At 40.5% G+C, this 24,173-nt stretch carries 25 protein-coding genes and 1 tRNA gene; 12 read left to right on the forward strand and 14 right to left on the reverse strand.

Annotated elements, in window-relative coordinates; genetic code table 11:
- The first annotated feature begins 135 nt into the window (after positions 1-135).
- Positions 136-759 carry a tetratricopeptide repeat protein gene (locus tag H5163_RS16435; protein ID WP_145238110.1) on the forward strand — a complete coding sequence of 208 codons (624 nt, stop codon included), beginning with the start codon at positions 136-138 and terminating at the stop codon, positions 757-759.
- Between the two features lie 66 nt (positions 760-825).
- On the opposite strand, the gene H5163_RS16440 is transcribed toward H5163_RS16435, so the two are convergent.
- Positions 826-2,688, reverse strand: a complete 1,863-nt coding sequence (locus tag H5163_RS16440; protein ID WP_145238113.1) for a sodium:proton antiporter — start codon at positions 2,686-2,688, stop codon at positions 826-828.
- Positions 2,689-3,607: 919 nt separating this feature from the next.
- On the opposite strand from H5163_RS16440, the gene proB reads away from it, so the two are divergent.
- A complete protein-coding gene (gene proB, locus H5163_RS16445; protein ID WP_145238116.1) occupies positions 3,608-4,714 on the forward strand; it encodes a glutamate 5-kinase in 1,107 nt (368 codons plus the stop codon).
- The gene (locus H5163_RS16450) at positions 4,711-5,958 is read left to right on the forward strand and encodes a glutamate-5-semialdehyde dehydrogenase (RefSeq protein ID WP_145238119.1); all 1,248 of its coding nucleotides are present in this window, start codon (positions 4,711-4,713) and stop codon (positions 5,956-5,958) included. Before proB ends, H5163_RS16450 begins: the two co-directional genes overlap by 4 nt.
- 193 nt (positions 5,959-6,151) lie before the next feature.
- Here H5163_RS16450 and H5163_RS16455 read toward each other — a convergent pair.
- Positions 6,152-6,227: transfer RNA gene (locus tag H5163_RS16455), tRNA-Ala, on the reverse strand.
- Positions 6,228-6,402: 175 nt separating this feature from the next.
- Here H5163_RS16455 and H5163_RS16460 point away from each other — a divergent pair.
- Together H5163_RS16460 and H5163_RS16465 are read left to right on the forward strand one after the other, a co-directional pair.
- Positions 6,403-6,792, forward strand: a complete 390-nt coding sequence (locus H5163_RS16460) for a hypothetical protein (protein WP_145238122.1) — start codon at positions 6,403-6,405, stop codon at positions 6,790-6,792.
- Positions 6,793-7,293 (forward strand): prolyl-tRNA synthetase associated domain-containing protein, encoded by a 501-nt coding sequence (locus H5163_RS16465; RefSeq protein WP_145238125.1) that lies wholly within the window; start codon positions 6,793-6,795, stop codon positions 7,291-7,293. It begins immediately after the preceding gene.
- Here the strand turns inward: H5163_RS16465 and H5163_RS16470 are convergent.
- On the reverse strand, positions 7,260-8,402 hold the full coding sequence (locus tag H5163_RS16470) for an MFS transporter (protein WP_145238127.1): 1,143 nt from the start codon (positions 8,400-8,402) through the stop codon (positions 7,260-7,262). The two genes, H5163_RS16465 and H5163_RS16470, sit on opposite strands and share 34 nt — an antisense overlap.
- Before the next feature lie 222 nt (positions 8,403-8,624).
- Here H5163_RS16470 and H5163_RS16475 point away from each other — a divergent pair, with 222 nt between their 5' ends.
- The 4 genes from H5163_RS16475 (at position 8,625) to H5163_RS16490 (ending at position 11,762) form a co-directional block, all read left to right on the forward strand.
- Positions 8,625-9,164 (forward strand): DUF2058 domain-containing protein, encoded by a 540-nt coding sequence (locus tag H5163_RS16475; RefSeq protein WP_149980503.1) that lies wholly within the window; start codon positions 8,625-8,627, stop codon positions 9,162-9,164.
- A 142-nt stretch (positions 9,165-9,306) separates the two neighbouring features.
- Positions 9,307-9,630 (forward strand): c-type cytochrome, encoded by a 324-nt coding sequence (locus H5163_RS16480; protein ID WP_145238134.1) that lies wholly within the window; start codon positions 9,307-9,309, stop codon positions 9,628-9,630.
- Between the two features lie 160 nt (positions 9,631-9,790).
- Positions 9,791-10,558: a class II aldolase/adducin family protein gene (locus H5163_RS16485; protein WP_182735552.1), complete on the forward strand. Its 768-nt coding sequence runs from the start codon at positions 9,791-9,793 to the stop codon at positions 10,556-10,558.
- 28 nt (positions 10,559-10,586) lie between these two features.
- Complete coding sequence (locus H5163_RS16490) at positions 10,587-11,762, forward strand: mandelate racemase/muconate lactonizing enzyme family protein (protein ID WP_064668182.1); 1,176 nt, start codon at positions 10,587-10,589, stop codon at positions 11,760-11,762.
- Positions 11,763-11,890: 128 nt separating this feature from the next.
- Here the strand turns inward: H5163_RS16490 and H5163_RS16495 are convergent, their stop codons facing one another.
- From H5163_RS16495 to zapB, 9 genes are all read right to left on the reverse strand, one after another.
- On the reverse strand, positions 11,891-12,271 hold the full coding sequence (locus H5163_RS16495) for a hypothetical protein (RefSeq protein ID WP_182732169.1): 381 nt from the start codon (positions 12,269-12,271) through the stop codon (positions 11,891-11,893).
- Positions 12,272-12,302: 31 nt separating this feature from the next.
- On the reverse strand, positions 12,303-13,874 hold the full coding sequence (locus H5163_RS16500) for a S41 family peptidase (RefSeq protein ID WP_182735553.1): 1,572 nt from the start codon (positions 13,872-13,874) through the stop codon (positions 12,303-12,305).
- A gap of 48 nt (positions 13,875-13,922) precedes the next feature.
- Positions 13,923-14,765: an amidohydrolase gene (locus H5163_RS16505; RefSeq protein WP_182735554.1), complete on the reverse strand. Its 843-nt coding sequence runs from the start codon at positions 14,763-14,765 to the stop codon at positions 13,923-13,925.
- Positions 14,762-15,490, reverse strand: coding sequence for an SDR family NAD(P)-dependent oxidoreductase (locus H5163_RS16510; protein ID WP_145238150.1), 729 nt, complete (start codon positions 15,488-15,490; stop codon positions 14,762-14,764). Before H5163_RS16510 ends, H5163_RS16505 begins: the two co-directional genes overlap by 4 nt.
- 9 nt (positions 15,491-15,499) lie before the next feature.
- Positions 15,500-15,988, reverse strand: coding sequence for a peptidylprolyl isomerase (locus H5163_RS16515; protein ID WP_182732172.1), 489 nt, complete (start codon positions 15,986-15,988; stop codon positions 15,500-15,502).
- A gap of 76 nt (positions 15,989-16,064) precedes the next feature.
- Positions 16,065-17,555, reverse strand: a complete 1,491-nt coding sequence (locus H5163_RS16520) for a LysM peptidoglycan-binding domain-containing protein (RefSeq protein ID WP_182735559.1) — start codon at positions 17,553-17,555, stop codon at positions 16,065-16,067.
- Between the two features lie 54 nt (positions 17,556-17,609).
- The gene (locus tag H5163_RS16525; RefSeq protein ID WP_149980510.1) at positions 17,610-18,629 is read right to left on the reverse strand and encodes an MBL fold metallo-hydrolase; all 1,020 of its coding nucleotides are present in this window, start codon (positions 18,627-18,629) and stop codon (positions 17,610-17,612) included.
- Between the two features lie 107 nt (positions 18,630-18,736).
- Positions 18,737-19,036, reverse strand: coding sequence for a cell division protein ZapA (locus H5163_RS16530; RefSeq protein ID WP_145238162.1), 300 nt, complete (start codon positions 19,034-19,036; stop codon positions 18,737-18,739).
- Entirely contained in the window at positions 19,036-19,266 is a 231-nt protein-coding gene (gene zapB, locus H5163_RS16535) for a cell division protein ZapB (protein ID WP_145238165.1), read from the reverse strand. Before zapB ends, H5163_RS16530 begins: the two co-directional genes overlap by 1 nt.
- A gap of 234 nt (positions 19,267-19,500) precedes the next feature.
- Here zapB and H5163_RS16540 point away from each other — a divergent pair, with 234 nt between their 5' ends.
- Positions 19,501-20,340, forward strand: a complete 840-nt coding sequence (locus H5163_RS16540; protein ID WP_182735555.1) for a 23S rRNA (adenine(2030)-N(6))-methyltransferase RlmJ — start codon at positions 19,501-19,503, stop codon at positions 20,338-20,340.
- Positions 20,341-20,391: 51 nt separating this feature from the next.
- Here H5163_RS16540 and H5163_RS16545 read toward each other — a convergent pair whose 3' ends face one another.
- Positions 20,392-21,204, reverse strand: a complete 813-nt coding sequence (locus tag H5163_RS16545; protein WP_182735556.1) for an META domain-containing protein — start codon at positions 21,202-21,204, stop codon at positions 20,392-20,394.
- A 148-nt stretch (positions 21,205-21,352) separates the two neighbouring features.
- Entirely contained in the window at positions 21,353-21,919 is a 567-nt protein-coding gene (locus H5163_RS16550; protein ID WP_145238171.1) for an alkylphosphonate utilization protein, read from the reverse strand.
- A 255-nt stretch (positions 21,920-22,174) separates the two neighbouring features.
- Between H5163_RS16550 and H5163_RS16555 the strand changes: the two genes are divergently transcribed.
- Both H5163_RS16555 and H5163_RS16560 read left to right on the forward strand, forming a co-directional pair.
- The gene (locus tag H5163_RS16555; RefSeq protein WP_182735557.1) at positions 22,175-23,449 is read left to right on the forward strand and encodes an EAL and HDOD domain-containing protein; all 1,275 of its coding nucleotides are present in this window, start codon (positions 22,175-22,177) and stop codon (positions 23,447-23,449) included.
- Positions 23,450-23,496: 47 nt separating this feature from the next.
- The gene (locus H5163_RS16560) at positions 23,497-24,105 is read left to right on the forward strand and encodes a paraquat-inducible protein A (RefSeq protein ID WP_182735558.1); all 609 of its coding nucleotides are present in this window, start codon (positions 23,497-23,499) and stop codon (positions 24,103-24,105) included.
- Positions 24,106-24,173: the final 68 nt, after the last annotated feature.

Raw genomic sequence — 24,173 nt, forward strand, 5'->3', positions numbered from 1 at the left:
TAAAAAAGCTGCCTTGTGCAGCTTTTTTTGTGTCTGGGGATAGTGTTTATAATAAATAAGCTATTTATAAATTTCATTATGGAACGATCTTTGTATAAACTTTAGCAAGATGGTTTTTAATTTAAAGTGACCTAAATGCGTTTGTTAACTTGTTTATCATTAGTGCCGTTATCGTTTTTGCTGGCAAGCCACGCCAAGTCTGAAGAGACCATAGCTGCCGTGCCACTATATACAGAAACTGAGCTGCTCGCTTTGATCAATAGTAATACACATCTTGCGCGTGTAAAGGCAGATGACTGCCAGTTAGTACAAGATATCGAAGCACGAGCCAATAAAATGGCACTGCCTTCTTATCAATTTTTATATGGCGATATGCTGGCGTATGCGGTGTGTGTTGATCGTAATGTAGAGCTTGGTGTGTATTATATGCGTCAAGCAGCGCAGCAAGGCTTAGCGGCGGCATTAGAGCAACTCGGGCGATACTATGACACGGGTCGATTAGTGCAAAAGGATAAAGCGCTTGCTGTGACTTACCTACGTGAAGCTTCATCACAAGGTAATTTAAAAGCACAATTGCGGTTAGTTAATTTATTTAATCAAGGCTATGGCAGTCCACGTGATTACGAAGACGCATATCGTTGGTTATTTCATAGTATGGTTGCAGATAAAGCAACCCATAAAAAGATTGAACGCTCGCTAGCCCAATTAGCGCAAAAAATGCCCGATAGTGTTGTCGCGCGAGCACGCTTGCCGATGTAGGTATGAGCTGATCAGTTAGCAAGTTGAAAGTAAAAGGGCTAGGTGTGATACCTAGCCCTTTTCGTTTTACTCTTTTATTTCTTTCGGTTCTTTGTTTTTGCCATTATTAGGATCTTTCAATACCGACATTTTTGGTGGCAGCATCGCGACGACACGTTCACCTTCTTGCGGCGGTTTTTCCATATTAATAGTAAACGGACGCAGTTTGATAGGGCTATCATCATCACTGTCTTTGTCACCATTGAGGATGAATAACGGAATTGCATCGCTGTTCATCTCTTGGTATTTGCCCCAGTTAAACTCTTCAGAAATTCGCGTTACACTGACCTTGCCGCCTTTGGCAATTAAGCTACTTAAACGTGCATAAGAGCCGCTGTCACCAAACAAAATTTGCCGAGATAGAAACGTCGCGCTGTCTTTGTTTGCTTTGGCGTGAGAGGTAGAAGAACGCAATGAAAAGACGTTCTTTTCATTCAATAAATGTGAAAAATACTGCACGCCTAGCGCGTTATGATGGCGGTTTGGCGAAAGCGCCATTACGCTGCGTAGAGTTGTCAGGGGTAAGTAACGTTCAGCATGTTCTGATTGCGGGTTACCATAATAACAAGGCAGCCCATCCATACGTGCCATGCGGCAGTTTTCCCAAGCTGGATCTGATAAGTGTACTTGAATATTTTGCTCTTTTAGCCCACAAGCAATGGCACGAGCGACATGGTTTGCACCAATGATCAAAATAGTATTAGGTGAAGGCTGACGAACACCTAATAGCTTCGCAATCGGAATCGCAGTTAAGCTTTGCAGAACTACTGTGATAATAATAACGGTAAAAATCAGTGGCACCATTTTCTCGGCGTCAGCAACACCAGCTTCCATCATACTAATAGCAAAAACAGAGCCTACCGCTGCTGCGACAATACCGCGCGGAGCAATCCACGCGAGTACTAAGCGAGATTTAATTGGTAGCTCAGTGCCGAAAGTGGAGATCGCAATACACAATGGGCGAGCGATAAATAATACGATAGCCAAAAAGATAAACACATCGGCATCAAGCATCATTAAATCAGCTAATTCTAAACGCGCAGCAAGCAAAATGAATAAGGTTGAAATTAAGATCATAGACAGATCTTCTTTAAACTCTAAAACAGAATCAATTTCTAAATCGTCTTGGTTCGCTAACCAAATACCAAATACAGTAACCGCTAATAGACCTGACTCATGGCTCAAATGATTTGAGACTGTAAAGCTAATAAGTACCAGAGCTAAGATGCCGAATTTATGTAATTCAAATGGTAGCCATTCGCGGCGGATCAGTAACGTTGTAAGCCAACCTGCGACCACGCCAATAGATAAACCGACTCCTAAGGTTTTAAACAAGGCGATTACGGTATGGATAAACACTTCACCTTGACCAACTAGCATTACCGCTTCAAATACTAAAACCGCAAATAAAGCACCAATTGGGTCAATAACAATGCCCTCCCAGCGTAGTATGCGATCAATATCTTGGGTTGGCCGCATTGAGTTTAATAGCGGTGCAATAACTGTTGGGCCAGTAACAACCAATACCGCACCGAGCACCGCTGCTACACGCCAGTTGAGTTCTAAAATCCAATAGGCACTGAGACTTATCACTATACAAGTCGTAATCATGCCAATAGAGCACAAGTTACGGACTACCTTGCCAATACCTTTGAGTTCTCGAAAGTGTAGAGTTAAAGAACCTTCAAATAAGATCACCGCAACACTGAGCGAGACCACAGGGAAGAGTAAATCACCAAGCAGTGCATCTGGATCAAGTAAACCCGTAGCAGGGCCAAGTAACAGGCCGGTAAGTAACAAAAATAAAATAGCTGGGACACGAAAACCCCATGCTATCCATTGGGCGAGAACCGAACATAGAGCGATCCCTGCGATATAAATAGCTGACATAGATGAAGTATTCCTTATTTATTACAACAGTTAGGAGTAAACCTTTCGATACTTATAATACAGGGGTATACACGTGTATGTTAATTTTTCCTAATAGAATTTTAGCTGTTTACGAACTTATTTGTAGAAGAAATGATAATTTATTGGTTTTAAAATATTTGAAACAAATTAAACTCTGTTTAACCAACTGAATCTTAAAGACTTTAAAATTTATTGGCTGCAATAGTAAGCCGAGTGAATAAAATATAGTCTTGATCTTTAGGCTAAAAGTAGCGTAATATAGTTAGTGTTCAAACAATTAGTCATCTAATTAGTTACTTGTTAGGTCTAAGCGAATACATATAGTTATTTTTAAGTTGCTTTAAATTACAACAACTTAGATTGAGGTTACTATATTTATATGCTTAAAAATCAATTTGTTAATTGTTTTGAATGCAGTTTGTACAATTTTACTCATTTTTAGTAATTAGTTAATTTGAACATAAATTACATTTTATTGTGATTCATATTGTTTGAGTTGAACTGTTACTTACTCAATATTTGACACCCATCGTGGTGAGCAAATCTCGGTCCTTGAGTCATCACCCTATCTGTTGGTGTACCAGACTTTAGAGGCTCTATGTATGTTGTTAATAAAAAAGCTTCACACAGCTTTTTACAGCGATGCATAAACAACACTTTTTATTTACTTTATAACTGTTCAGTCTTAATGATTGAGCCAAAGTTATGCTATATCTAACGCACTTTGTTAATTAACTAAGTGAGCGTTTCCGGCTGAGTATTAAAAAGTGATGGCTAAAGAAAGTGAGCAAAAGCAAGTGCAAATTGTTAACTCGTAACCTAGGTAAACACTAGGTGGTTGTTTTCAGATTTATCCAAACTAGGGTAAGTCACAGTTAAAATGGAAAGTTGAACATTTATGCAAAAGTTAAATTGGCGACGTATCGTATTAAAAGTAGGTAGCGCATTGATTGCACCTGATCAAGATGGTTGTCGCTCACGCTATTTATTAACCATCGCTCAGTTTATTGTTCGTTGTCGTAGTCAAGGAATTGAAGTTATTTTAGTTTCGTCAGGCTCAGTTGCCGCTGGCGCGCATTTATTTCCGAAGACACAAGAGCGCACTGTGGCAATGAAAAAAGCCATGGCAGCAGCAGGGCAAACCGAAATGATGGCTATGTGGGACCGCTTTTTTGATTTCCCATCGGCGCAGATTTTATTAACTCATGGTGACTTACGTGACCGTGAGCGTTATGAGAGTATTAGAGAAACTGTTTTCACTTTGTTGGATCATGGTGTTCTGCCAATCATGAATGAAAATGATACGGTGACAACTGATGATTTAAAAGTCGGTGATAATGATAACTTATCGGCAATGGTCGCTGCTGCAGCAGATGCTGATGCATTGATGATTTTTTCAGATGTGGATGGGCTTTATGATAAAAACCCTAATCTGCACGATGATGCAATATTACTGCCTGAAATTAAATCAATTGATGAATCAATCTATGCTATGGCAGGATCTGCTACCAGTGCGGTTGGTACAGGTGGTATGAAAACTAAAATTGAAGCAGCTGAAAAAGCGACTTCACATGGTATTACTACTTATATAATTAATGGTTTTAAAGAGCAGACATTTACAAAACTGCTGGAAGGTGAGAACCCAGGTACTATTTTCTTACCATACGAAAAACCGATGCAAGAAGCTGTTCACTGGATGACTCATACTGCAAGTGAGCAAGGTGAAGTCGTTGTCGCAGGTTCATACGATGAATCTTTAGAAGGTGAAACTGGCTGTATCCGTGGCGATGAAATTGTCGCAGTGCATGGTGAGTTTGCAATTGGCGATACCATTTTGGTACGTAGCAGCGACGGCACTCGATTAGCCAAAGCAACTGCAAATTACAGTAGTTGTTTATTGAATTTTATAGCTGATAACGAACAAAGCGAATTTAGCGACAAGATGCAAGATTCGATTGGTCCCGTTATTTCAGAGAAAGATATCGCATTATTGGAGAAGTCATGAGTTTAATTACAGATATTTCACGTCAGGCAGCAAAAGCGGCACATCAGTTAGCCTTACTCGATACCGAGACTAAAAATCAGGTGCTACTGGATATGGCTGCAGCATTACGCCAACAAAAAGCATTTATTATTAAAGAGAACGAAAGTGATTTAGCCGCAGCCCGTGATAACAATCTAGCAGCCGCTATGATTGACCGTTTAACGCTTAATGACGAACGTATTGAAGCGATGGCTGAAGGCATTGAAGTGATTGTAAGCCTTGATGATCCTGTGGGTCAATTACGCGATATTACTGAACGTCCTAACGGGATTAAAATTCGTAAAATGCGCGTACCACTTGGTGTGGTATGTATGATTTATGAAGCGCGTCCAAATGTAACCGCTGATGCTGGAGCGTTATGCTTCAAATCAGGTAATGGGGTTATTTTACGTGGTGGTAAAGAGGCGCTTAAAAGCTCGCAAGCAATTGCTAGTGTTATGCATCAAGTATTAGAGCAGCATAATTTACCGGCAGCGTTAATCTCCGTTATTCCAGATCCAGACCGCGGATTATTAATGGAATTGATGCAGCAACGTGACAGCATTGACTTAATTATTCCACGCGGCGGCGAAGGGCTAATTAACTTTGTAACAGATAACAGTACAATTCCTGTGATCCAGCATTTTAAAGGTGTATGTCATTTATACGTAGATAAAGACGCTGACTTAGAAGTGGCGATTAACTTGCTACTGAACGGTAAAACTCAGCGTACTGGCGTATGTAATGCATTAGAAGGACTTGTCGTTCATCAGGATGTTGCAGATGAGTTTTTAAATTTATGTGCTGTTGTATTACGCCAAGAAGGTGTAAAAATAAATGCAGATAGCCAAGCCGCACAATATTTTGATGATGCAACAGTGCTTGCGCCAGAGGAATTTGGCGAAGAATATTTAGATTTAGAAATCGCGATTCGTGTAGTACCAGATTTTGCTGGTGCAATTGAGCATATTGCGCAATTTGGTTCAAACCATACGGAAGTTATTTGCACTAAAAACCAAGCCGCGGCTGAATTGTTCCAGCGCAGTGTTGATGCCTCAGTAGTGATGGTTAATACCTCATCACGCTTCTCTGATGGTTCACAGTTAGGTTTAGGTGCAGAGATTGGTATCGCAACGTCAAAACTACACGCTTACGGTCCAATGGGCTTAGAATCATTAACGACGGAGAAATACCTCGTCAATGGTGTAGGTCAAATTCGCGAATAATTGGTAGTCGAATAACCAAATTAAAATGCCGAGTTTATGCTCGGCATTTTTGATCGTAAATACCATGCAGCGCACAACTGATAGCTAAAAAATAACTAACATAAAATAAACAGTTTTTTGATTAAAATGACAAAGATTTAAAAATTGAATTTGGCATGAGAGCCATAGTGATAAAAATTGAAGAGTAGGAAAGTGGTGGAGCTAAGCAGGATCGAACTGCTGACCTCCTGCGTGCAAGGCAGGCGCTCTCCCAGCTGAGCTATAGCCCCACATTCCTAAAGTTACGAATTTCGTAACCTACTTGAGGTTCCGTTTCAAGCGGGACGAACTTTAATGAGATTTCTAAATTTGGTCAAGTATTATTTATATATTTTTTGAATTTTTACGCAAACAATGAATTTTTGGTAGACTAACGGTCACTGGATAACAGGAATGATACTAATAATGAAAAAATACGCGTTGATGTTACTCGTTTTACTCTGTGGTTGTGCTAGCCAAAGTGATGAGCCGCCTTTTGAAATTAATAATAAACAGTTACACACTAAATTAGATGAGCAAGGTAATAAGATTTTTGCTTATGTGGTATCGGTTAAAGCCAATAGTCGCGCAAATTTAAACTTAGATCGACCACTGACACGCCAGCAATTTAAAAACTTTGCAGAGCAAGAATATTTTGAAGAATCAAATAGCTTAAAATTAGAATTAGAAGATCAAGCCGTGCACTTATTAAAACAAGAGTTGCATGACAAAAAATATTGTCGCAACGATAAATATGAGATAAATGAAGTATTGTGGCGAGATTTAAGTGTACGCTTGATGGGGCGTTGTTTATAAATGTTAGCGGATAAAAGTAAATTAGCGGCGCTGTTAGCGCATTTAAATATCAATTATGACGTTATCGAACACCCTGCATTACATAGTAGTCTTGCTGCAGATGAATTAATGGTGGAACGGCCCGGAACGCGATTAAAAAACTTATTTTTGCGTGATAACGAAGGTAAAAAGCATTTTTTGGTGATCACCGCACATGACAAGCAGTTAGACTTAAAATCACTGGCTAAATATCAAGGCTTGTCACGCTTAGGGTTTGCCTCTGATGAGCGCTTAGCACGCTTTTTAAAAGTCGCACCTGGATGTGTATCTATGCTTGCTCTGATGAATGATAAGCAAAATGATGTCACTTTATGGCTTGACCAAGACATATGGTTTGGTGATCTATTTCATTGTCATCCATTTGAGAACACCCAAACATGGTTATTAAAAAAAGCCGATTTAGACGCTTTTTTTGCCACCACAGGGCATCAGCCTAAAGTGGTTTTTTTACCCGCTAGATAAGCCGAACTTACTAAAATTAATCCGCATATACAGACTAATAATAACGAGGCCATAAATGCGATATGGCCAAGTTGTTGATATACCAAGCCTGGTACAAAAGAGCCTAAAGCCCCGCCACTATAATAAAACGACACATAAGCACCATTAGTGACACTCGGTGGTGCACTGCTTATTTTATTAACCAGTGGCGCTGCGGTTGAATGAATAATAAACATCGCGCCGCAAAAACCAGTGAATGCCAGTAAAAAAATCACTAATTGTGAGCTCATCAAAAATACTAGTGTAGTGCTGTAAAAAGCAAATATAGCAGACAATAAATGCCACGGTGAAATACTCTTTTTTAATAACCAAGGAGTCGCAATAGAGGCGAGGGCGCCAATCAAGTAACCGCTATAAACTAAGCCAATATCACGGGTATTAGTAATTAAAAAAGTGTCTTGTAAAATGAACGGTAAATAATTTAATAACGCAGCAAAGCAAAAAAACATACAAAACACCGCACCATATAATTTTAATACCGCAGCATTCGCGAGCTGTTTTAAATAATTTAATGGGGAAAGAGTGCTGTTAACAATGGCTGTTTGATTACGTGGAATACTCAGTGCAAAGCTAATTAAACCTGCGGCAATAACAAAATAGAAGCTTTGCCAAGTCCATAAATCAGCAAAAATAGCCGCTAACACTCGGCCAAAGTAACCCCCAGCAATTGTACTGCCAATATAGAAGGTCATATTCTTTTGCAAACTATCAGCTTGATAAGTGCTGCCTATGTAAGTGGTCATTGCGGTGAGTGCGGCAGGCAAGGTTAAACCTTGTAAAAATCGTAGTAACAGTAATAACTCAAAACTGGGGGCATAGGCAAAAGCAACACAGGTAACAGCTAGTACTAGCATCGCGTAGCGAAGAATTGTTAAAGGGTTACGTTTAGCTAGTAATAAGCCGTATACCAAAGGAGCAATCGCCAAAGGGAGCATAGTTGCCGTCATCAAGCTACCTGCGGTTGCAGGACTAACTGAAAATTGCTCTGCAAATAAGCTTAATAATGGCTGCGGTGCATAGAGCACGAAAAAGATAAACAGCGAGCAAACTAATAAATGACCGAAACGCATTTTATTGGCCCTACTACAAAAACCACAGCTTAACCTGATTGATATTAAATTCAACCTCAACGCGTTCTTTAAGTGGTTACTTTTATTCTAGAAATAAGTATTTATTGCGCTAAATCAGGTTTTCAATCACAACACTTTGCTAGATTAATGGCCACAGCACTATGATTTGTTTTAATTGGTGATTAAAATAAAGCTAATATCAGTTTTTAATGGAACAAAGCTATGGGTTCATTACAAGACCAATTGCTACAAGCAGGATTAACCACATCACATAAAGCTAAAGTTGCTAAAAGTGAAAAGCGTAAGCAACAAAAAAAGCCAAAAAAAGGGGCGACCAGTAACCCTAGTGATCTGCAAAAGCATATTCAGCAAACAAAGTTAGAACAGCAGAAAAAAGCAGAAGAATTAAATCAAGCTCGCCAAGGTGAGTTAAAGCAACGTGAGCAAGTTGCCCGCGTAAAGCAGATATTAGAACATCATAATCAAGATTCGATTCGTGGTGAGCGGACTTTCAATTTTACTTACGAAAATAAAGTCAAAGAGCTCGACGTAAATGAACAAACGCAAAAAGCCTTGTCAGGTGGCCGACTGGCAATTTGTGTATTGGAAGGGCAGTTTTTTGTACTTGAAGATGAGCCAGCCCGTAAAGTGGCAGAAGTTGATGAAAAGTACATCGTGTTTCATGTAGAGCCTGAAGACAAAGGCAAAGATGCTGATGACCCATACGCTGATTTTGAAGTACCAGATGATTTAGTGTGGTAGCCTAAGAGATGACTTGAACAGCGTGTTTGGTGATCTACTTGGTGTATAAATTACGTACATATGTGATGTACAAAGATCCGTTATTATGGTCTACAATTAAGCTAATAATTTTTATAAACCGTCAAAAAGAAGAGAAAATACAATGAGCAAGATAACAAAATTACTCTTAGGTGCAAGCCTCTCTATGGTTGCTAGTATGTCATTTAACAGCATGGCTGCCGATGGTGCTGCGCTTTATACAGCAAAAATGTGCCAAACATGTCATGGCCCTGAAGGTAAGGCACCGATCATGGCAATGTATCCTAAACTAAATGGTCAGAATAAAGACTACTTAGTGGCCCAAATGAAAGACATTAAATCAGGTGCGCGCAACAATGGCATGACTGCAGCGATGAAAGCGATGGTTGCGACTGTTACTGAAGAAGAAATGGTCGCTATTGCCGATTACTTAGCAAACGTAAAATAATTTTTGCTGAGTGTGAGTTATCAATGGGCTCACCGAAAACAGCCACACCAATTTGGTGTGGCTGTTTTGTTTTAAATATTGATCATCCACGCACACTACTTTAGACTTCTATCCATCTATTTCGTGTTTTGTTTTTAACGCGTTTAAATAAGGCCCCATAATGTTTGAATTACCACAACTTGATTTAAAAAATAAAGTCTCTGCACAAGAATGGCAGTTACGAGTTGATTTAGCCGCCTGTTATCGGTTGGTTGAGCATTTTCGTTGGGGTGATTTGATTTACACACATTTATCGGCGCGTTTGCCGGGGACTGACCATTATTTAGTGAATGCGTTTGGCCTCACATTTGATGAAGTAACAGCTTCTAACCTAGTCAAAGTGGACTTGGCCGGAAATATTTTAGATGACACGCCATTTGCAATCAACCCTGCTGGTTTTACGATTCACAGCGCGATTCACGAAGTGCGTGATGACGCTCATTGTGTTATTCACTTACATACTAAAGAAACGATTGCCGTTGCCACGCAGCAAAATGGTCTGCTGCCACTTAGTCAGTATTCAATGTTTTCACTGCCGTCATTGTCTTATCACGGCTATGAAGGCTTAGCAGTTAATAGCGATGAGAAAAAACGTTTACAAGATGATCTCGCTAATACTAATCATATGTTGTTAGTAAACCATGGTGGTTTAACTGTGGGGCCAACGGTGGGTGATGCATTTATGCGTTTTTATGACTTACAGCGTGCTTGTGAAATACAGCTGGCTTTACAAGCCAGTGGCCAAGCTGTTACACCAGTACCTCAAGCCATAATCGATAATATTTATAATCAAGCGAATGTAGTGCACAGCGGTAGTACCGGTGGGCAATTAGCTTGGCCTGCGATGTTACGTAAGGCCCATCGTCTTGATCCTAGTTTTGCAAAATAACCTAAGCCTTGGTTAATAAGGAATTGTCATGAAAGTTAATCGCGTTGAAGTTTTTGATATCCACTGTCCAGACAGACCTGCTTGGACTCCTGTATTTGTCCGTATTCATACTGACGAAGGTATTAGCGGGGTTGGCGAAGCTGGCCTTGCTTATGATTTAGGACACAGTGCTGCCGCTGCTATGATCAAAGAAATGGCTGATGCTTTCTTAATTGGTCATGACCCATTTCAAACCGAAAAATTATGGTCGCGTATGCTGCGTGAAAGCTTTTGGGGTTTAGGTGGGGGCCCAGTAGTCTATGCAGCAATGAGCGCGATAGACACTGCTTTATGGGACATTAAGGGTAAAGCACTAGGTTTGCCTGTGTATCAGTTGCTAGGCGGTAAAGTTAACGACAAGCTGCGTACTTATGCTTCGCAATTACAGTTTGACTGGGACACTGAGTTTAAAGCTCTGGTACATCCACAAGAATACGCAGAAGCGGCGTTAAAAGCAGTGGCTGAAGGCTACGATGCCGTTAAAGTTGATCCGATCCAATATGATAAAGACGGCAATACCTATTACGACCGCACTAACATTATTTCACGTGCTGAAATGAAGCTATATCGCGCCCGTATGCAGGCAATTCGTGAAGCTGTTGGTGATGAAGTCGATATCATTTTTGAATGCCACAGTTTACCGGGTGTTACCTCTGCTATTCAAATCGGTGAAATCGCTAAAGAATTTGACTGTATGTTTTATGAAGAACCAGTTAACTACTTAAATCATTCGTTACATGCCAAAGTGGCAGATAAAGTATCAGTGCCAATTGCCGGTGGCGAGCGTTTATATAATCGTTGGGGTGTGCGCCCTTACTTAGAAGATCAAAGTATTAATGTATTACAGCCAGATATCGGTTTATGTGGTGGTTTTACTGAAACTAAAAAAGTGTGTGATTACGCTGATATTTTTGATGTACGTATTCAGGCTCACGTCTGTGGCGGCCCCGTTGCAACCGCAGCATCATTACATTTAGAAACGGCTATTCCAAATTTCTTAATTCATGAGCATCACACTTATGCAATTAAAAAGTGGAACCGTGAGTTATGCTTGCAAGATCCACAGCCTAAAAATGGTTTCTTTGAAGTGTCTGAAGAGCCGGGTATTGGTATTGAACTTAACGACGAAATAGTGATGCGCTCTCAGCGTGTTGAGATCAAATAAAATCATAGGCTACGAGCTATGAATAGCGAGCTAATTCCTGCTCGCTATTCATTAAATTTATCTACTTTGACCTTTGCAAATTTAAAACTATTTCTTACTAATTCAAAGCGTTAAAATTTTCCTAGCACCTAGATATCATTCACCTTACATTGTACATCCGGTAGCGGCTCGGTGGCTTTGCTATCGAGATGACGTACAAAGCATAGGTTGTTTTTTATCAGTAATTCAAAACGGTCTGGCATGTTTAGCTGTTTACCCATAATAGGGTTGCCAAGCTCGTCGGTTTTAGTGACGTTATCAACGACCATCAAGCTGCGCTTCATAAACACATCATTAGCTACTGCAATCTTCTCTGAGCGCATTAGGCGAGCAATTCCTTGAGCAATCAGTTCACCTTGTGGCTCTATTAGTAATGCATGCTGTAATTTTGGTGTTGGTTTTTCATTTTGTACAGAGCAGCCGCAGATCAAGAGCGCGGCTAGTATTGATGATGAACATTCTTTTAGCATAACAATTCTGCCTTGAGTTTAATGCTAACGCTTAATGCGAAGGCAGTATTTTATTTTGCTCAGCAAGAGATCCAGCCCGCGTATCTAATACTGTTGGGGTGTCACCAAAGCGTGCAGGTGCAAAACCTTGCTTACTGGCTATTGAACTGGCTGCTGGACAACTACCATTATCACGATAACCCAACGCGGCTTTTAGTACCGCTTCTTCAGGATCGCCTAACTGGTGGCTAAAGTCATCAGCAACGGCGCAACCGGCTATGCGTACTGGTAAGCGGGCATTATCAGTGGTGTTTTGCGGCGCAAAACCATCTGAATATTCACCAAAACCTTTATTGTTTTCGCCAGTAAATTGAATGCTAAAGTAAGTCGTATCGCAGTTATCGGTGGGATAAAAACCGTATGGTTTACCGCAGGTACCAGAGCCAATTTGAATTACCTCAATATCTGCACCGCGTAAGCCATTTATTATCGCTTCGCTGGCAGAGCAAGTGCTGGCGGTAGTTAACAAGTACACGCGTTCTAAATTTAAGGTTGGTAATGGCGTGCCAACAACTAGAGCAGGATTATCAGCAAAACCAACAAACTCATTGGTAAACATGACGGGTTTTAAGCGTTGTCCTGTTACTGGATTAAATGTTGGGTGTTGATCGTTAAAAATGGTTTTTTCGAAAATTTTACCGTTGGTATTCGCGGGGCCTGCGATCATATAAGCAACTTGACTAGCCATTTGTAAAAAACCACCGCCATTGTAACGAATATCAATAATTAGGTCAGTGACATTACTTGCTTTGAGATTATTAAAGGCATCATAAAGCGGTTTTTCAGCAATTGCATTGTGGCTATTAAATTGAAAGTAACCAACAGTGCCATCAGCTAAGGTCTTCACGTTTGTGACTGGCCTAGAAGTAATCGTTTGCGAGTTTAAAATAACTTCGCGGGTTTCATCGGTATTTATATCTTTGAATACAAAGCTGGTGCTTTTACCAACTTTAGTTGGATATAAACCTGCGTTGAGGGTATCTACTTCAGCTTGCGTATTGGCATTGATAAAATCAACACCATCGATTTCTAAAATCTCAAAGCCGCGGGCAAGATTTTGCGCACTTGCAGGTGAGTTAGGTTCTGTATAGCTGATCACACCTTGGCGTGGTGCTGTAGGGCTTATTAATTTAACGTTAAAACCATAGCCGAAGGTTACCCCTGATTGGCTTTGGGCTCTCCATTGTGCGGTCGGCAGACTGGAGTGAAAGTTATCTTTGTTTGCGCCTGACTCGGTAATTTGCTCGGTTTTTAGTAATTTAAAATATTCACTTACAGCAGGGGTCAGCGCTGGATCACGATCGATAATTTCGTCATACCAAAGATAGGTTTCGTTACTCCATGATCGCAGCCAGTGCTTTTCGTTTAATACTTGGCATTGTTGATAAAAGTTACTAGAGGGCTGAAATACACCTTGCGTCCAATTGATACTGCTACCAGTGTCGCCACCACCATTGCTGTTGTTGTCGGTCATTGTACTACCGCCACCACAGCCAGAAAGAAACGCTAGAAAAGAAACATTGAAAAACCCAATAGTGAGCTTTTGAATAGAAGAGATAGCCATGATGATGCTCTGTTTTTATACAATATAACTCAATATAGCGGTTTTTTATTAAACTTGGTAGCAGTGCTGAGCATTTTTGTAGCTGAGTTTTTGCCATAAATTATGAGTGTTACAAAGCTCAAAATGGTTTGACCAACGCTGTTGATAACTCGCGTTGATTTGACATACAGGGAAATTACTAGCAAACATAACGCGGTGCTGGCCAAAGTGCTGCAGGATAAAGTTAAAACACTGCTGTTGCTGAGCTTGCATCTGCGCAGTGAGTAGCTCAAAGCCTGAAAATTTAATCCAGCAGTTAGGTAGTTGCGCTAATTGGCTGATCCCATGCTGCCAAATTGACAGATTATTGGGTAAACCCGCATGGTTTATTATTAATTGTAAATGCGGAAGTTGTTGGCAGTAGTTGATTAGCTGTTGGGTAATTGTAAGCTTTTCAACTTCAAATTGAGCTTCAAATATCAGCTGCTTACTGGCTAATAGCGCTAAGTTATCATGGCATGTAGCATCGCTTAAGCGCATGGCATCAGCGCCTTCGGTGATATCTCTAATGCCCACTAAGCTTAGGTGTGATAAAGCGGTAATTGCATTATTAAAATCGTCGGGATGACTGTTAATATTGGCAAAGCTGATAGCTTTATAATTGTGGCCACTTAAGTGCTCAGCTAGCCAGTGCAGTTCATTGATGGGGTGCTGGTTATCAAAGCCTGCTTCAATGTGTACTAGGCCAGCAATTTCAAACTGACTTATATGCTGTAATTGGTTAACACTTATGGGCGCTTTAATCGTATCTAAATTTGGCCAAGGCACAGGATTGTTACCTTGTAGCCAATCATATTGCCCTTGGACTAAATTAAAAAAGTGTACGTGGGGGTCAATAATACGTTCACTCATTGCGCGGTGTAACCACCGTCAATGGTTTGCAAACTGCCGGTAATAAAGCTGGCATCATCACTGGCTAAAAACGTAACCAATGCTGCGACTTCATCAGCTTGGCCTAATCGTCCGAGTGGCTGTAATGCGCCTTCTTCGGCAACTATAGTGGCTTTGTCGGCGCCACTACGAGCACAATATGCGTCGATAGCATTATGAAAAAGCGGTGTTTCTATGGTGCCTGGGCACACTGCATTGGTGCGAATATTAAACTGGGCATAATCCAATGCGGTGGTTTTTGCCATTGAGGCTAACGCATGTTTGGTCAGGTTATACGCAAACGAGTTGTTTTTAGCTATGATGGCTTGATCTGAGGCAATTAAAATAATTGCCCCATTTTGTTGCGCTTTCATGCTTGGTAACACGCTTTGAATTGCCGCGTAGGCACCTTTTACATTAAGAGCAAACAAGCTATCGAAGGTTGCTTCGTCAGTGTCTTCAATTGTCGCGCTTAGATGACGGCCGGCATTCGATACCAACACATCTATACATTTGCCATTACTGGCAATTTTTGCAATAACCGTTTTTACTGCGCTAACATCACTCACATCGCAGTGGTGCCAAGTGCCTAAATTTGCAGGTTCTAGATCAAGGTTATGTACTTGGTAACCATTATTTAGAAAACGCTTTACAACAGCAAGACCTATACCTTTACTGCCGCCTGTAACGATAGCAACCTTTGACATGGAATTTCCTTAGTGGTTGTGACCACAACCGCCTTCGCTATGGACATGGCCGTGTGATACTTCTTCGCTGGTTGCTTCACGTACGCTAAGTACTTGCACATCAAACGTTAGAGTTTTGCCTGCAAATGGGTGGTTTAAATCACAATCAGCATTGAAACGACCTACTTTCACGATCGTTACTTGATGACGGCCTTGATTAGAGCTAACCATTGCTGTCATACCTGGCTTCCATACTTTAGTGTCACCTTGAAGGTGTTTAAGAGGAATACGTTGAATAAGATCATCAACACGTTCACCGTAAGATTCACTCGGTGTAAGTGTCACGCTGAAGCTATCGCCAGCAGCCTTGCCTTCAAGAGCCGTTTCAAGACCTGGAAGCATACCTTCCAAACCATGAATATAGGTTAGCGGCTCACTGCCAGTACTTGTTTCTAGTTGCTCGCCCGCTTCACTTAATGTGTAGTGAAATTCAACTGCCGAGTTTTTGCTAATTTGCATGCCGATCTCTTTAATTTAACTGTAATGAAAAGCTAATTTTACGCTAAATAAGCCGGATTATAAACTACTGGTTCGGTTAGTGTGGTTGCTTTAAGGTTCTTGCAAGCTCTGAAAGTAAACCTTCGTCATGCAATTGTGACACGGCCTTTGTTGCTTGCGGCAAATGTAGCACCAGCTGCGTGCCAGGCGTTAAAATACTCGAGGCACTAAGTTTATTCCACCGGGCTAAATCACTATGCGGCACATCATAAAGTTGGCTAATTCCCCAGATAGTATCACCAGGCTTTACCTGATATTGAATAGCGATAGTGGGGATCGCTATTTCAGTTTGTTCAAGGTAAGGACTGATTTTATAATTGATAGTTAACGAGTCTGGCATGGTGCGAGGTTGGCCAACCATCAATGCTTCACCAATACCAATTAAATTAGAGGTTTTGTTATTCATCGCTTTTAGTTTGTTAACTGATAATCCAAAACGACGAGCAATCGAGTACAAAGTATCATTTTTTTTCACTGTATATTCGCCAGTGAAATTATTTTTAAAGAACTGGCTGCTTAATAAGCTTTGCTGTTGCAGTGGTAGTAATAAAGTATGGGGACCATTAGGTGAGCTTTGGTTTTTTAAATAGCCAGGGTTGAGTTTGTGTAGTTGGCTGCGACCAATACCAGATAAATTGGCAATCACCGAAAAATCAAATTGCTGGCCAACGTTAAGCTCAGTTGTAAGGGCTTTGTTGGCAAGTTTAGGGCGGTATAGTCCGTGCTGAGGGTTTTGTATTAAGTAGCTTAATGCCATTAGCTTTGGCACGTATTCAGAGGTTTCTTTGGGTAATTTCAACGACCAGTAATCAGTGCTTTTGCCGCGCTTTTTATTTTCTGCGATGGCGCGCTTTACACGTCCTTCGCCACTATTATAAGCCGCTAATGCATGTAGCCAGTCGCCATCAAAGCGCTTATGTAAATACTCTAAATAGGCCAAAGCTGCATCTGTTGAAGCGAGAACATCTTTGCGCCCGTCATACCATTGATCTGATTTTATACCGAAATGATGAGCCGTCGCACCGACTAATTGCCATACCCCAACAGCTTGTTCTGATGAGCTAATAGTCGGGCGAAAGTCACTTTCTACAAAAGGCAATAAGGCTAATTCCATGGGTAACTTACGTTGTTCTATTTTACTAACAATATGATAAAGATAAGGCGCAGCCCGGGCACTGACAATCTGTAAGTATTTGGGTTGCTTGGTATACCAGAGAATCCGTTTATTTAGTGCTTTGTTTAAGTATATGTTAATGGTTAGATTGTTGGCTATATGTTGCCATAAATCGTCATTACGAGTGTGCGCTTGAGGTGATGTAGCGGCTTGTTGCGCTGGAGCTGTTAATGTTATTTTTTGTTTTTTATGCTTGGTATCTGTGGGCTGTGCTGAGCTATTTGATGACGGTTTAAGGTGATTAAAAATAACCGGAGCTTGCACAGTATCACTTGGCGCTAAATGTGGTTCAGTTGTTTGGCAACCAGATAGTAAGATTAAAGTCACAAACAGGGCAAAGAGGTAACAGCGCATAAAAATCACTAAATTAATATCCTTTTAAAAGTCTAGCACATCCGTGTGCGAGCGCTATTTTGACTGTTTAACTCGTTTAAGTCCAGCCTCTAGAAACAACGGGTAAGCTTTTCGTGCTATCTCATCAACTTGGTAGTCTTTCGCAAACTGCTGATTAAAGCTTTGCTGTAATTGCACTAAATCTTGCTCTGGGTAGTTTGTTACATGCTGTTGTATCGCGTGCAAAAAGTTTAATGGTTGCTGTAAATCGTCTCGTTTTAGTACGCTTCCGTGGCCAGGAAGGATTATCTTGATGCGCTGATCTGAGTGAAGTTGCGTGAGTATCTGCAACCAGTTATTAAAATTACCATGGCCGGGATAAGGCAGCCAATCAACCACATCAGCACCGACTAAAATGCGATGATTTTCGGCGCTGAGAGTTAAATCACCATTAGTATGGGCTTGGTGTGCGTTAATAGTGACCGGGTAGTTGCCAAGTTCAATGGTTAAGCTATCAACAACGTAAGTTTGTGGTGGTTGTAGTTGATATTGGCGCCATCGTAATAATCGCTGCTTAGCTAAGTTGAGTTTGTTTTGCCAGTGCTGTTGTTGCGCTTCGGGCTGCTGGGCTAAACGCTGTAAACTCAATTCTATACTTTTTTCATAACTATCAAGTTTATTAGTATAGGTTTGTTGGAGTTGACTAAATTCAGTAGCAAGTTGTTGATGGACAATTAATTGAGCATCAGGGAAATGATGCTGCAAAATAGCCATGCCCAGTAAATGGTCGTCGTGGAAGTGACTAGCAACTAAGTAACACAAAGGGGTTTTTAAGGTGCTTTTTAGTTGCTTAACGGTTGCTTCAACAGCGGCAAAGTCGCCACTGGCATCAAACATTAGCGCGCATTTATCACCTTCAATGAGCACTTGGTTTGAGTCATAAAAGCGTAGGGCTCGTTGCTGCTCTAAAAATTGTACGTTAGGGGAGATTGTTTGCCACTGTGTTGCTGCAACAGCAGAGCGGGGTGCAACAAGACTAAAGCTTAGCAATAAAAGTGCAGTTAACTGAGTGGGGATATAAAAAGGGTGAGTCATAACCGTATTGCCAAAATAGAGAAAATAAAATAGGCAAGTTAGCTGATTTTGTTTTTAATTGATACTGGAATCCACGAGATAATAAAAAAAGCGCGAGTGCGCTTTTTTTATTCGGCTGACGATTGCCCTAAGTAAGCACTGAGCTTATCGATGAGTTGATCCTGCTGCTGTTGGGTAACGCTTTGCTGTGTTTTTGCTTCGAGTAACTCATGGCTAATATTCAAGGCTGCCATTAATAAGGCTTTTTGATCATTGCGCACTGTTGAGCGCTGCTTCATTTTATCAACCAAATCATTTAAGTATTTGGCTGATGCAATGAGTGCATCCTCTTGCCCAGCTGGGCAAGCAAATTGCTGCTCTTTACCAAGCAACTCAACTGTGACTCGCTGGTTTTGCAGCTCAGACATTAGTTAGCCTGTTGGGCGCTTTGTAGCTTCTCAAGTAAACCCGTTAAAGTTGTGCTGGTGTCTTTTTGTTTTTCTTCACTTTCAAGTACTTCAAGTTGAAGAATTTCATTTTCATCGATTAGCTTACTATTTTTATCTTTAAGCTCGCTAACCTGAGTTTGTAGCTGTGAATTTTGGCTAATTAATTGGTCGATCAATTGTTCTAGTTGAGAAAGGGTATCGTTATTCATAAAGGCGCTCATAAAACTGTGATTATTGTCATGCAAATGTAAAGCAAAGTTGCTTTATATGCCAGCATTTACGTGTGTTTTGGCTGATTTTTATTTAATGTTAATAAGCTGTTCAGGCTAGCGACTAATTTGTTCATAAGTGGTTCACTTAATGGCCAGCAATTTATGACCCTTGGCGTTTTATGTTGTAGAATATAACTAACTTCAATGAGTTTATTTAAGCGAAATTATATTATGCTCAGTTACAGACACTCATTTCATGCTGGAAACCCAGCCGATGTCGTTAAACATTTGGTATTAGCTCAGGTATTAAGTTACCAGACGCTCAAAGATAAGCCATTGGACTATATCGATACTCACTCAGGAGCTGGCTTTTTTGAATTAGCCAGTGCTGATGCACAAAAAACGCAAGAATACCTTAATGGCATTGCTAAGCTTTATCAACATCGCAGTGAGCATCAGGAACTAAATGATTATATTGATTTAATTAAATCATTTAATGACACAGAACAATTAGCTTTTTATCCGGGCTCGCCGAAAATTGCTGAGCATTTCTTGCGTCGCCAAGACAAAGGTTGGTTTTTTGAACTACATCCGCGAGATTTGGCATTACTACAAGAAAACATGAGCGGTAAGCGCTCAATTCGTGTCCGCGGCGAGGATGGCTTTACGGGCCTAGTGGGGTTATTACCCCCCGCTTCGCGTAGAGCATGTGTACTCATTGATCCACCTTATGAAATTAAAGACGATTACGACACTGTGGTAACAACATTAACGAAGGCTTATCAACGCTTTGCTACTGGCACTTACATGATTTGGTATCCGGCGGTCGACAGAGAAAGAATTGAGCGTATGGAAGAGGGATTGATTGCTTCAGGTATGCGTAATATTCAGTTATTTGAATTGGCGACTGAAGCAGATACTGACGTGCATGGCATGACTGCATCGGGGATGATAGTGATTAATCCACCGTGGAAGTTAAAACAAACTATGGATAAGGTATTACCTGAACTAGTTAACTTATTAAGCGATTCATCAGGCTTTTATCGCAGCGAACAATTAGTTGCCGAATAAACATCGAAACGCCCAGTTTACTGGGCGTTTAATTACAGAGAGTGATTAGAGTTAATTAAAATACACGGCTTTAAATGTTGCCAGTACTTTACCTTGCTTATCTTTTAAGGTGAGTGATTCACCATTAATATTCCACGTCGCAGTATTTTCTAGTACGCCAGACATTGCAGTTTCTTGTTCCATACCTTGAGAGCACATTTTTCTAGTACTAGCTTGCGGGCTGAATGTCAGTGCTTGTTGATCTACTTGATAACTACCAGCAAAATTATTGCAGCCTAAAAAGCCATGGCTTTTGTTATCTTTACTAAATTGAATAAAGGGTTCTTTTGTTTCAACAGTGACTTGCACGCCATTTATAGTAACAGCTTTAAAATACGTATTTACTAAATCGACATTGGGCTTTTGCGGCGCAACTTTAGACACGACGACTTCAAAAGATGCTTGTTGTGATTGCTCAAATGGATTGTTATGTGTAGTGCTTACATATAATAGTTGGTCTTGATTGGTGATCCGTGCCATCAAACTATAGCGATGACGTTGAGCAATTTTTCTTGTGTCATAACTAAGCTCTACCGTGTAAGGTGGTGCGCCATTGATATCAATAGTTTGTTGACTAATTATTTCTGCTTCAGTATCCATCTTTGACACATCAGCTAAAGTCACTGTGAGTTGTGATCCCGGACGTAGCATACTACGATCAAGGTAGCTAACTTGAGTTGTTAAAGTGGCCATAGCTGCATCATCAGTCATCTGTTTAGTTGGCTCAGATTGATTTTGGCATCCTGAAAGCACAACAGCACTACTGGCTAATAGACTAATACCAACAATCGATTTTAAAATTGCATTTGGTTTGTGTAATAGCATGGCTTATTCCTTGATGTAATTAAATCGGTGAATTCTTAATTACTATAAGTGTACGGGGTAGTTACTTAATCATAGCTTAATTATTCTAAGTTGTTATTTAATAACAAAAAAGGCGCATAAATGCACCTTTTTGTAGGCAGAGATATATTTACTTCTTCACAAACTTGGTCAAAATAACAATGCGCTGACCGTCAACACGTCCTTCAATATGTTCAGGGTTGCTGGTTAAGCCGATATTACGCACAGCAGTACCACGTTTAGCCGTTAAGCTACTGCCCTTAACATCTAAATCTTTAATAAGTGTGACTGTATCGCCGGCTTGCAGTACCACGCCGTTGCTATCAACATGTTTAATATCATCATTTTCAGCAAGTACTTTTTTAGCCCATGCTAACGTATCTTCTTCAAGATAGATCATGTCTAGCGCATCTTGTGCCCAGCCATTATCAGCAGCTAAACGGGTTAGCATACGGTACGCCACCACTTGTACCGCAGGTGTTTGGCTCCACATGCTATCGTTTAAACAATGCCAATGAGTAGGGGTAATATCAGTGGTGCCTTCAACTTGGTCTTTACACGTTTGGCAAGTATAAATACATTTATCTGAATGAGCTTCAGTGACAGGTGGCACTTCGTATACAGAAAGGTTTTCAGTTGCAGTACATAGCTCACATTGGTTATTACTGCGTTCAACTAAGGCTTGTTCAATGCTCATATCAAGGCTCTTTTGGGGGTTAACAGAAAAGTAAGCCCTTATTATACTCAATCATCAGTCAAATTAGAACTTATCCATTATTTTAGTGTGGGTATAGTGAAAACTTTGACTTTACAGATGGTTTGCAGACATTCAATAAAAGGAGCATTATTACTTACAAGTTTAGGCAAGGCGCAAAAACCTTACTATACTGAGTACATAAAATAACAACAATTTAGCTGGCAAGAGTCACTATAGTTATTAGCAGGAAATAATATGCTTAATACGCAGATAACCGCCGAGGTGCCAAAACTTGTTACACAATACATTGCCAGGCAGCCTATTTTTGATGCTGAAACAGGCATTTATGCATACGAATTACTGTATCGAGATTCGATAAATAACGCATTCCCTATTGGCACAACAGATGGTCAGGCTACTGGGCGGCTGTTTTTTAACGCTTTAATGCTTATTGGTATAAATAAACTTACTGCGAACCAACGCGCTTTTATAAACCTATCTTCAGATGCCCTGTTAGATGATTTCCCTAAATTATTGCAACCAGATAGCGCAGTAATAGAAATCGTTGAACGAGCCGACAACATTGATAAAGTGACCAGTCGAGTTACGGCTCTAAAAAAAGATGGCTATACTTTTGCTCTCGATGATTATGATGGAGATGAAAAATGGGAGCCACTATTACATTTAGTTGATTATATAAAGCTTGAAGTTGAAGAGCCCATCATTAAAACCAATATGCTGTTAAAAAAGCTTAAACGCCGTTTTCCTGATGTAAAAATCATAGTTGAACGAATTGAAACGCACGAACAATTTATGTTGCTAAAAAGTGCCGGCTGCGATTACTTTCAAGGCTTCTTTTTCGCGCGTCCAGAAATGCTCAGCTACCATAATGTTGAGCCATCTAAATTTGCTGTTTTTGATTTGCTGCGCTGTACGTCGCGCCCAGATCTCGATTTTGATGAAGTCCACCAGCGGGTATCTAAAGACGTCGGTTTAACTGCTCGTATTCTTAAATTAGTGAATGCACGCTCTGGTAACCAAAATTTAGTGATCACCTCTATTTCACAAGCGGTTATTTATTTAGGTGAAGATGCAATTCGTCAATTTGTAAGAGTGTTGGCCCTTAGTGAACTAGGGGTTGATAAACCTAGTGAACTAACTAAGTTGGGGTTAACTCGTGCGCATTTCATGCAGTTAATGCTAGAGCCTGGCGGTAAGGAAATGTCTCAGCGTGGTTACTTAGTTGGCTTGATGTCAGTGCTCGATGCTATTTTAAATATGGAACTGGATGTTATCGCAAAAGAGTTTTGTTTAGGCGATGATTTATCGAGTGCACTGCTTAATTTTAACGGTATGTTAGGTGCTACTTTGCAGTTAGCTCGCGCGGTAGAGGAAGATAATTGGCCATTAGCAGTTAAATTGTTAGAAACTATTCGCCCAGCTTCTCCCATTGATATTGTTTATAATGCCATGCTCGTAGCACGCCAATACGGCGATGAGGTTTTAGCCTCAATTATTGAAGATACTTAATACCTTGAGTATGATGCGTCATCATCAATATACTTTAAAAGACGACTATGCGTTTATTACTGCCGATCATGACTATTTTAATTGCTCTGGCGTTGTTATTACCTGGTGTTACTCAGCCTGTGCTAACCCTTGAGGGGAAAATTGATAAATCAAAGCTCGCCAAAACGGGCATTGCTATGATTGCTGATGAAGGTGACCGTCATACCCGCAGTATGTTAATGATGGCATCGAGCATGTTGGGCCTTGATGAACTCGAAGGTGAAATTAGTGCTTATAAAAAAACACGGAGCATTTGGGGCACGGTTAACGAACTTGCCAATAATAAAAATTACCTAGTCGCAGCATTGGTAGCATTGTTTTCAATTGTGGTGCCAGCTTTAAAACTGTTGATGCAATTAGTTTATTGTTTAATACCGATGAACAAATTAAAGCATATACTCGGTCAAGTTATACAAGGCTTGAGTAAATGGAGCATGGTAGATGTTTTTGTCATTGCTTTGATTGTGGCTTACCTTGCTGGTAACGCCGATGGCCAGATGGGGGAATTGATCAACATGCATGCCGAATTTGGTACAGGTTTTTGGTACTTTACCGGTTATTGCTTATTTGCCATCGCCGCCAGCAGCTTAATTAAAGTTACGCCAAAAAATAGTTAAACGTTTGTGTTAACTAAATAGTTATCATAAACTTCGCTAGAACCTAGAACCTAGAACCTAGAACCTAG

The organism is Pseudoalteromonas sp. SG44-8 (assembly GCF_014164125.1).
Classification (GTDB): domain Bacteria; phylum Pseudomonadota; class Gammaproteobacteria; order Enterobacterales; family Alteromonadaceae; genus Pseudoalteromonas; species Pseudoalteromonas rhizosphaerae.